Source organism: Streptomyces sp. NRRL WC-3549 (assembly GCF_000721935.1).
In the GTDB taxonomy this organism is placed as follows: domain Bacteria; phylum Actinomycetota; class Actinomycetes; order Streptomycetales; family Streptomycetaceae; genus Streptomyces.
Map to the genome: position 1 here is coordinate 12,178 of NZ_KL585423.1, position 9,725 is coordinate 21,902.

Annotated in this window: 2 protein-coding genes and 1 pseudogene; all 3 read right to left on the reverse strand. The window is 74.4% G+C overall.

The window, feature by feature from the left end:
* Window positions 1-3,558: pseudogene (locus IH13_RS0126440) on the reverse strand (hypothetical protein); the annotation flags it as partial.
* Window positions 3,559-3,704: 146 nt separating this feature from the next.
* Entirely contained in the window at window positions 3,705-5,390 is a 1,686-nt protein-coding gene (locus tag IH13_RS44950; RefSeq protein WP_110085056.1) for a hypothetical protein, read from the reverse strand.
* Window positions 5,384-9,725, reverse strand: a 4,342-nt coding sequence (locus tag IH13_RS38440; RefSeq protein WP_158791310.1) for a lonely Cys domain-containing protein, incomplete at its 5' end; no start/stop codon positions are given. The genes IH13_RS38440 and IH13_RS44950, both read right to left, overlap by 7 nt.

A 9,725-nucleotide genomic window follows, 5' to 3' on the forward strand; every position in this document is an offset into this window, starting at 1 on the left:
GCGGGTCCGCGCGTCCCGCGCGGCCGTGTCCAGCCGTGCGATCTCGGCCCGCGCCTCGTCGATCCGCCGCCGGACGGCGGTGCGTTCCGCGCCCATGGTCTCGGCCGCCCGGACGGCCGCCGTGCGGGCGCGGACGGCTCCCCCGTGTGCGGTGGTGGCAGTGCCCACGGCAGGACCGGCGCCCTCCAGGGCCCGCAGCGCACCCGGCAGCCGCCGCGCCAGCACTTCCTCCCGGTGGCGTTCCGCCGCCTCGGCCCGCACCGCGTGGAGGTAGGTGCCGATGGCGTCCTGTACGTCCCGCCAGGCGCCCCGGGTGGCCGCGGTCGCGTCGGCGAGGGAGCCGTCGGCTTCGAACGGCCAGTACCGCAGCCCCTCGTCGGTGCGTACCACCAGCTCGACCGGTTTCCCGGTCAGCTCGGCCGTACGGGACCCGACGAACAGCGCACGGGCCAGCCGTGTCCCGTCCGGGTCGGGTCCGAGCGCGAGCCACATCTCCGCCGACGCGTCCCGCTCGTCGATGCCGTCCGCCAGCACCGCCGGAAGGTCGGTGACCGGATGCCGCGCCCAGTCCCGCAGGTCGTCCGCTTCCAGGTCGGCGAGCATCGCGGGCAGGTCGTAGAGCCGGGGGCCGGGACGCGGCGGGGTGACACCGAAGCCGAGCACGTCGCGTTCCCACAGCCGGGTGGTGGAGCTGCCGGTGACGTAGCGGACGCCCGTGGGACCGTTGACCTCGACGACGGTGTCGACCAGCGTCTCGTAGCTGCGCGTACCGTGCCGGTCCGCGGGCGCGCTGGTGGTACCGATCCGCAGGCGGGAGAACGACGTGGCGGACACGTTGCCGCCGGTGGTGGCGGCGTGCGGCTGCTGCGCGGCCAGGGGGAAGGTCAGTCCCAGCAGCTGGAAGTTGCTGTCCCTCAGGCTGTACGTGCCCTGCTGGTTCAGGACGAGGGAACCCGCGGCCGAGGAGGACGTCGCGGAGGTGCGGACCTGCCTGCGCACCCGGTCCACGGCGACGTCGCCCGTCTCCGTGACCGGCCGCGGGCGGTGCAGGGAGATCCGCAGGGACGGGGCGGAGTCGGGCCGCTGGGCCGGCCAGCTCCCGGGCATCGTGGTGGTCAGGCCCGGATCGACCTCGCGCAGCGCCTGCGCGAGTTGCGGCGTCGCGTTGGAGTCGTACACCGGTGTCGGGCCGGTCGGCTCCAGGCGTGCGCCGTCCGGGAAGGGCAGGGTGCCCCGGGCCGCGGCGTCGCGCGGTGACAGCAGCAGTGGATCGGCCGTGAGCAGGGCGGGGGGCCGGGGCCCCGCGTGCGGCCGCGGCGGGACGGCCTCGGAGCCGATGAACCGCAGGGCCGTGGCGGCCGGTACGGAGATCCGGCTGACCGGCCGGCCCCGCAGCAGACGCCCCGCCCAGGTGCGCACGCGCTGCGCCATGTCCCCTTCGAGGCCGGACAGGTTCAGCAGCCCGTTCTGGAAGACCGCGCCGGGGATGTTCGGCGGCCACTGCCACACCGCCTGGGAGCGGGCCGACGCGGTGTAGCCGTAGTCCATGTCGAAGTCGGCGGCGCTTCCCGAGCGCGTCCAGAAGCGGTCCTCCGTCGCCACCTCGGACCGCGTGGTACGGGAGCGGGTGGCGGCCAGCGCGACGGACGGGCCTTCGCGGTCCGTGCGTCCGCCGCCGCTGGTGCGCGGGTAGCGGGAGACGAGATTGGCCGTTGCCTGGCGGGTCGTGGTGACGCCCGAGGACGTCACCCTTCCCTGCGGGATGTGCGCGTCGACCTGCTCCATGGCGGTTCCCTCGTCGGCCGGACGACCGCGTACGCCGCGCAGGGCGGGCGTCTGCATCATCGGCTCGGCGCTCAGGGTCACCTCGACCAGTCGCGCCCCGCCGTACGAGACGTGGACGAAGTGGAAGCGCAGGGGGCCGCCGGGGCCGCGCCGGGGCAGGGCCCGCAGCGCGGCGGGCTCGGTGGCGCGGGTGATCTCGGTGGCCACACCGGGCACGTAGGAGGCGTGGCCGGGCTGGGTGACGCCCGGCGCCTCGGCCTCCACCAGGGCGGTGAGTTCCCGGCGCAACCGGTCCCGGCGTTCCCTGCGGTTCGTCGTGTCGTCGAGCTGCGTGACCGTCAGGACGCTCGCCTTGCCGAGTTGGCGGGTCCGGACGAACCGGCCGGGAAGGGGGACGTCGGGCCGGGGCTGTGTCAGGGCGGGGACGCCCGGCATGCCCTGGAACCACGCGGCCAGGCGGGCCAGGGACTGGGCGGGGGCCAGGTACGTCACGGCGCGGGGCAGGTCGACGGCGACCGTGACCGGGGCGTAGGTGCCCAGGCCGACGGTGTTCCCGGCCACGTTGCGCACCCCCCGCCTGACGGTCACCAGGAGCGTCAGGTCGTTGCCGATCCACAGCTTGCCGCCCGAATGCTCCGTGGCGTGCGTGGCCTTCGTCGCGGAGGTCACCGTGCTGATGTCGTCGGTGCGGCGGGACTGGGAGTACCGGCCGCCCGGGTTGGCCTGGTGGACCAGGAGGTCGGGTGGGGTGGGAGCCGCCTGCAACGCCGTGATCTGGAGGTTTCCCTGGTGGGTGACGCCGACGCCGCGTTGCCGGCCCGCTGTCTCCCCGGCGAGGACGTCCTGCTCCGAGTAGAGCGACTCGGAGCCCAGGTTGCGGGGGTTGGTCAGGTAGCCGCTTATCTCCAGCATCATGACCTGGTCCGCCGCCATGCCCGGCAGCGTCAGCCCCTCCACCACGTAGGTCCCGCCCAGGATCTGGGCCGCCCGGGAGATGAGCTGGGCGGGGCGGACGGCGTCGTGCCGGGCCTCGGTCGCGAGGGTGCCCTGGTCGTTGAGGGACGCGCCCGCCACGGCGACCGACGTCCACTTGTAGGTGGCCGCCACTCCGTCCGCGGATGTCCTGGCCGCCCAGGTCACCGGTGTCGCGGCCCAGTTGACGGCCGAGCCGACCCGGTTGACCGCGCCGCTCAGGCCCGCGGGCAGCGACTCCTTCACCACGGACCCCCGCCTGGTGGTCTCCGTCGCCAGCCCGGTCAGCGTCTGGGAGGCGCGCCGTACCGCCCGGCCCACCGGTCCCTGTTCCGGGTGGCCCGGGTAGGTCCCGGCGACGATCCGCCCCAGTGCCTCCATCAGCGCGGCCGTACCGCGGAAGGTGTCCACGAGCGCCCCTTCGGGCAGCCTGGTCAGGCCCGGCAGCGGATCCCCCAGGGCGTCGACCAGGTCCAGGCGCCGCTGGTCGTCCGCCGGCCCGCCGTCGGTGACCGGTTCCCGGATCACGTGTCCCGGCCGGGGCCGTACGGGCGCGGTGGCGGCGACGGGCGCGTGGGTCCGGTAGTGCGGCACCAGTACGGAGACGTCGCCGGGCACGGTGTGCGGCAGGGCGCCCGGGGCCGCCAACCGCGTCCCGTCCGCCGGGTCCACGTCCCCGTCGGCGTCCGCACCCAGGCCGTCGGCGAAGTGGACGCGCGGGACGTCGCCGGGGCCCTCGTACAGGTCCAGGCCGAGCCTGGCGGGCACCTCGAAGAGTTCGCTGCCGTTCTGGGTCGTCATGGTGAACTGGTCGTAGCCGACCGAGTCACCGGTGTTCCCGGCGTCCGTGAGCTGCCGGGTGACCAGGTAGTCCGGGGCCGTGTTCAGTCCCCAGGCGCCGTCCGCGAAGGGGGCGTTGAAACCGCCGCCGCCGCCCGCGGATCCGCTCAGGGCCGTGCCCCACCGCCGCCCGCCACCGGCCTCGTACGAGCTGAAGCCGACCTGGAGGATGTCGGGCAGCCTGCGGGTGTGGACCGCGGGCCGCGCGGTGTCCCGCGCGACGGAGAACCGCAGCTGCACCCGGCGGGTGCCCGAGACCGCGTTCGGCCGGTCGAACCAGACCGGCTCCCCGCCGTCCACGCCGTCCGACGCCGACGCGGCGAGACCGAACGTCGAACGCATCTGCCGCAGCCGCCGCAGGTCTCCATAAGAGACAGCAGGAACCCCTCCTGGCGCAGCCACGCCTCCGCCCGGGTGAACAGGGCGTCCGCCCCGTCGATCTTGAGGGGGGTCTCGGTGTATCCGATGCTCTCCAGGTTCTCCAGGTGCTCGGGGAGTTCGCGCACCTCGTCCGGGCCGGGCGGGTGTCCCGCCATCGCCGCCCGCCGGGCGATGCGCAGCCGAAGACCGTCCTCCCACGGCCCGAACGTGCTGCTGGACCGACCGCCGCCGGCCCGGTGCAGCGTCACGGTGTAGGTGACCCGGCCCGAGGTGAGCAGGTGACTGGTCTTGGTACGGAGGCCGTACATCAGGGTCGCGCTGCTGACGCTGTTCAGCTGGTCGTTCACCTGCCAGTTGAGGCCGGCCTTGCCCATGACGTTGCCGCCGAACGACGCCGCGGCACGCGGGTGTCCCTCCGCGTGGTCGGTGGTGAACGACGGCCCGCCCGAGCCCTCGATCCCCAGCCCGCTGGTCAGTTTCGCCGACCGGTCCACGTTGGAGGTGTGGGAGAACCAGGTCTCCAGGGTGGACTTGCCGTCGGCGCTCTTGCGCATCGGCCGCCCCGGTTCGATCACCGCGGTGAGCTCGACCATGCCGACCGCGTTGCCGTCCTCGTCCAGCAGCGTCGGCGAGAACACCCCGCCGGCGCGCTGGAGGTGCGGGGTGCCCTGCAGCATCCGCTGGGACAGGAAGTTCTCCAGTGCCTTCTCGGAGTCCCGGTCGAGGCCTCGCAGGGAGCCGAAGTTCTGGTCCTGGAGGACTTCGGTCAGCAGCCGGCGCGGTTCGGCGACGCTGTCGCCGCCCCACAGCGGCAGGTCGTCCACGTCTCCGGGCTCCGGGAGATCGGTGGAGTCGGCGGTGTCGAAGGCGAGGTGCTCATGGAACCAGATGGTGAGGGTGCCGTGCGACTGCTCGGGCAGCCAGGGGCCGGCCGGATCCTCGCGGGAGGTGTCGACCTTGATCTGCCACAGCCCGTCGACGTCCATCGGGTGCGCGGGTTCCTCGGCCTGCTGTTTGCTGGTGACCTGGAACGTCTCGCCGACGGTGAGGGACTGGGCCAGCTGGTTGTGCGTCGCGGACACGTTGACGGTGACGTCGCCCCAGCGCAGCGCGCCGGTGCGGTCGTGCGGGAAGATCGCGCTCCACGGGAGTGAGGCGGTGCGGACGTTGCCCGACGCCTCCCCGTGCGAGGTCCCCTGCCCGCCCGCGGCGCGCAGCTCCACCTGCATGTCGGGCAGCGTCACCGGACGCTCGCCGGTGGTCCGGCCGTACCGCTGGGACTTCGCGGGATCGGCGTAGGCGAGCCGGACGTCCACCGGCCGTTCGCGGCCACCGTGCCGGAGGGTGATCCGGTGTCCCTGCCGGCTGCGCAGGTACGGCCGGTTCAGCTCGACCTCCTCGGCGCTCAGCACGTCGCGGAGCCGGGCCCGCAGTGCCTGTCCCTCGGCGTCGGCGGGGTCTGCTCCCAGCGCACGGATGATCTGCCGGTGCAGCCCCTCCAGGACGGAGTCGGGGGTCGGCTCGTGGATGACGAGACCGATGTGCCCGTCGTGCTGGGTGCCGTGGGTCCGCAGGTAATCCGACAGCTCGGATGTGTATAAGAGACAGGGTACAGCACGTGCTCCAGGGCGTTCGCGGTGAGGGAGCGGTCCCAGCCCCGCGTCTGGGCGTAGGCGCCCACGATCTGCTCCAGCGACCGCCACGTCAGCGGCCCGGTGTCCGGGTTCTGCGGGGTGTCGGTCCGCAGCCGTTCCAGCGCGCCGAAGCCGCGGAGCAGGTTGTGGTACTCCGCGACCCGGCCGGGGGCGGTGTCGATGTCGACACCGTGGGTCTCCCGCAGCGCCCGCACCCACCGCAGCGCACGGGCCGTCCTGTCCACCGCGTGCGCGGGCAGACCCGCCAGGTCGGCGACGGTGGCGAGGGTGCCGGTGCCGGGCTCGGGGCGGAACTCCCGGTACCGGAACACGGGCCGGTCCGGATCGTCGAACTTGATCAACCGCGGTGGCCAGTCGCCCTCCGCCGCGCTCCAGCCCTGCGTCGCCTCCGCGGTGAACACCGTGCGGTCGGACATGTTCGCGGCCCACTGGGCCGGTGGCGGGGAATCCAGCCGGTCCTTCCCCGTCCGTACCTGGCCGAGTTCGCACCACAGCGCCCAGACCGGCTTGTCCGGTCGCATCCGCTGAAGGCTCTTGCGGCGGGCGAGGAGCCTGCCGAACTCCTTGTCGCCCAGCAGGTGGCCGCGGCCCGTGCTCCGCACCGGGACGGTCTTCATGCCGGTACGGCCGTGCCCCGCGAAGATGTAGGAGTCCGTCAAGGGCCGTGGCAGCGGGCGCAGTCCGCTCTCCCGGTCCGTGTCGACCCCCGGCAGCCCCTCGTACAGGTCGGTGTAGTACCGCACCGCGGATATCTGGCGCAGGCCCTGCTCCCGCATGGCCGTGTCCATCGCGTTCAGGAAGACCCGCCCGGTCAGCTCCTGTCCGTCGACGGTCGTCAGGGCGTACGACTCCAGGTCGGTGTCGAGGACCCTCCTCCCGTCGGCCAGCGTCACGGAGGCGCCGGGGTCGTCCGGCACCAGTCCGGGATCGGCGGGGAGCCACGTCCCCAGGGGGACCTTCCCCGGGTCGGTGTTCTCCAGGGCGACGTACCGCGAGCCGTCGCCGTCGGGCACGGGCTGCAACCGGAAGGTGCCGTCGGTGTACCACACCCGCCCGGCGATCCGGTCCGCCAGCAGCCGCGCCGGAGACTCGCCGGCCGCCTCCACCAGCAGCACCACCGGGACACCCGCGGGCCGGTGCGGATCGTGCGCCACCAGCTCGATGAACTCCTGCTCGTCCACCTCCACCGGGTTCCCCCCGCCGTCGTGCACGACGATCAGGTCCGAGGGGCCCCGCTGCGCCACCACCGCGTGGACCGGGCCGCCCCACGGCGCCGTCGCCTGCACGATCGTGCCCCGCTCGTCCTGGGCGCCCGTCCTGTCCAGCAGCAGGCGCAGCCCTTGGCGGCCCGTCAGGTTGCGTACGTGGGAGCGCCCGTCGGGACCGGCCGGCTCCGTGGGCGCCGCCAGCGCTCCCGACCGTTCCAGCTGGTAGGCGGCGACGGCCGCCAGGCTCCGGGCCCGGTGCCTGCGCGCCGCGCTGCCCGCGACCGACAGGGCCTGGAAGACGTGGTCCGGGGTCACCGGGGCCGAAGCGGTGAGGTGGAGTACCTGCCGTGTCATACCCGGCAGGTCGATCGGCCCCGCGCCGAAGCGCCGGTCACCCCGGCGCGCCGCGTCCAGGACCGCGAGCGAGTTCACCGTCTGCGGGAAGGCGGGGTTGTCGACGGCCTCCGGTCCGAACACCTGCGTGAGGGCAGCCGACAGCTCGTTCCACCTGGCGGACGCCGTACCGCCCGGGTCCGGCGGCGGGGCCGGCGTGGCCGCGCCGCCACCGGCCGTCCGGACCGCCTCGGCCGGACGGGCCGGAGGCGCGGAGACGGGAGCCGGGCCGTGGGGCTGCGGCACGTGCACGCCCTCCGCCCGGTCCCACAGCGCCCGGAAGCCCTCGTAGACCTCGTTCTGCTCCCGCGTGGCCACCACCGGGTTGACCGGTGCCTGGTCCGGGGCCTCTCCGTACAGCCGGCGCATCAGCGGGAACAGCGCCGGGTAGTGCCTGCGGACCCAGTCGGGTCCGCCGTTCTGGCGCCTGTGCCCGGTGTAGGCGTCCGTCCCGTGGTTCGCCCGGAAGTAGACGTTGGTCAGCTGGGCGAAGAACTCCAGCTCGTCCCGGCTCGAGTAGTTGGCCCCCGTGCGGCGCCCCTCGCCGTCCGTGCCGTGGAGCCACCCGTCGGGCCACAGCGCCCCGTACTCGTCGCCGGTCTCCTGGAACACGTCGTGGACGAGCCGCTGCTGCTCCTCGTCCAGCCCGTACTGGTGGATCGTGTGGGCGAACTCGTGGAGGGTCGTGGAGTACCCGTCCGGGTAGGCCGGCGACGCGCCCGGGACGGTGGTGGTCTCGCCGAGGAGGTTCTCCTCCGTCACACCCGCGGTACGCCGGCCGACGCCCCGCACCCGGTCCCACGGCCGGCCGTCCCGCAGGGTCCGTCCGGCCAGGTCGCGGAACGGGTCGAGCGAGGTCATCGCCTCGCTCCTCGGGACCACGACCACGCGCGCCCCGTCCCCGAGCAGCTTCGCCGTGACGTCCGGATCGCGCAGCATGCGCGCGATCTGTCTGCGTACCTCCTGACGCGCGGAGACGGGCTGGTCCACCCCGCTCGGCACGTGCACCATCAGCTGCGCCGCAGTCTCCGCGAAGTCCGCGGCGGTCAGGGTGGTCCGCAACGCGTCCACCAGGGCCGGGTCCGAGGCCAGCCGCTCCCGCTCGCCGGGCGGCAGTTCGGCCAGCGCCTGGTCCCGGTCCTCCTTCGACAGGTCCGCCAGCCGTGACGCCAGACGCCGGACCGGGTCGAGGGCCACGGCGTCGGAGGCGCGCACGGTGTCGGCGAGGGTGACGCGTTCGTCGTTCAGCCACCGCACATCGGCCTGCACCGCCCCGAGCCCCAGCCAGGTCCGCTCGAGTTCCGACCGGGCCGCGGGGTTCCGCGCCGCCCCGTCCAGGAGTTCGCCGAGGCGGACGGTCAGGTCGGGGGCGGCGCCGGGCGGCCGCCCGGCGCGGTAGGCGTCACCCCGCAGGGCCTCCAGCGCGGCGACCGGCAGCGCGTCGTCGGCCGGAGCGTACGACAGCCCCCACAGCAGGTCGAAGAGGTCCCGCGCGCTCTGCTGCGCGTCGGTGGCCAGGGCCAGCGTGTACGCGGTGTCCGCCAGCGCCCTGGTGGCGTCGGGGACCAGGAAGCCGCCGGTCACGGTGGTGTGGGCGGCGTCGGTGGAGACGTGGGGGTCGGTCCCGACGACGATCTCCGCGCCGTGCACCACGCCGGACAGTGTGCGTCCGTCCTCGCCCACCCGCAGTGCGTTCCGCTGCGCTCCGGCAAAGCGCCGGGCGATGGCCTCGTTGATGGCGTCGGCGTGCCGGGCGACATCGGCGGGGAGGGCGAACTCCAGGCGTCCGAGCGGACGCGGGTTCTCGAACAGGACCCTGCCCCGGGCCCCTCCCGCGAGGACCACGGGATGCCCGAGGTCCCGCATGAGCGCGCTGAACCGGCGGCCGACGTCCAGCTTCGCGTCGTCGGTGGCCGGGGCGACGGGCGACGTCCCAGGCGAACCGGCGGCCGACGGGGTGGCGGACGCCCGGTCGGCGAAGGTGTGGACGGCGCCCTGCTCGGCCGAGGTACCGGGCAGGACGGCCGGCCGCCGGGCCTGCCAGTGCGCCGTCCGCCGAGCCGGGTCCCCCGCCAGGACGATGACGTTCTCGTCGCGCGACGGGTCGAGGACCGGGGCACTCGGAAGCTCCGACAGCAGCGTCGTCCGCGCCGTCCCCGCACGGGCCGCGAGGTGCTGTGCGAGGCCCACGGGGTTGTCGTGGGTACCGATCACGAGGAGGGGGGCGCCCAGGGCGGTCTGCCGGTGGACCCGGTCGTGACGCACCAGCGCGGCGATCTCGCTGCCCGGGACCCACCGCTCGGAGCCGTCGGGCCACGCCATCGACACGTGGCCGTTCGTACTGTCCGCGTAGAGCACGTACGCGCCCACCGCCGAGCCCGCGGGGGCGTCCGGCCACGCCGCGCCGTACTGCGTACCACCGGCCACCGAGCCGTCCGGGGACACCACGTATCCGCGCGTCGCGACGCCGCCGGTGACCTGCCGGCGGGGC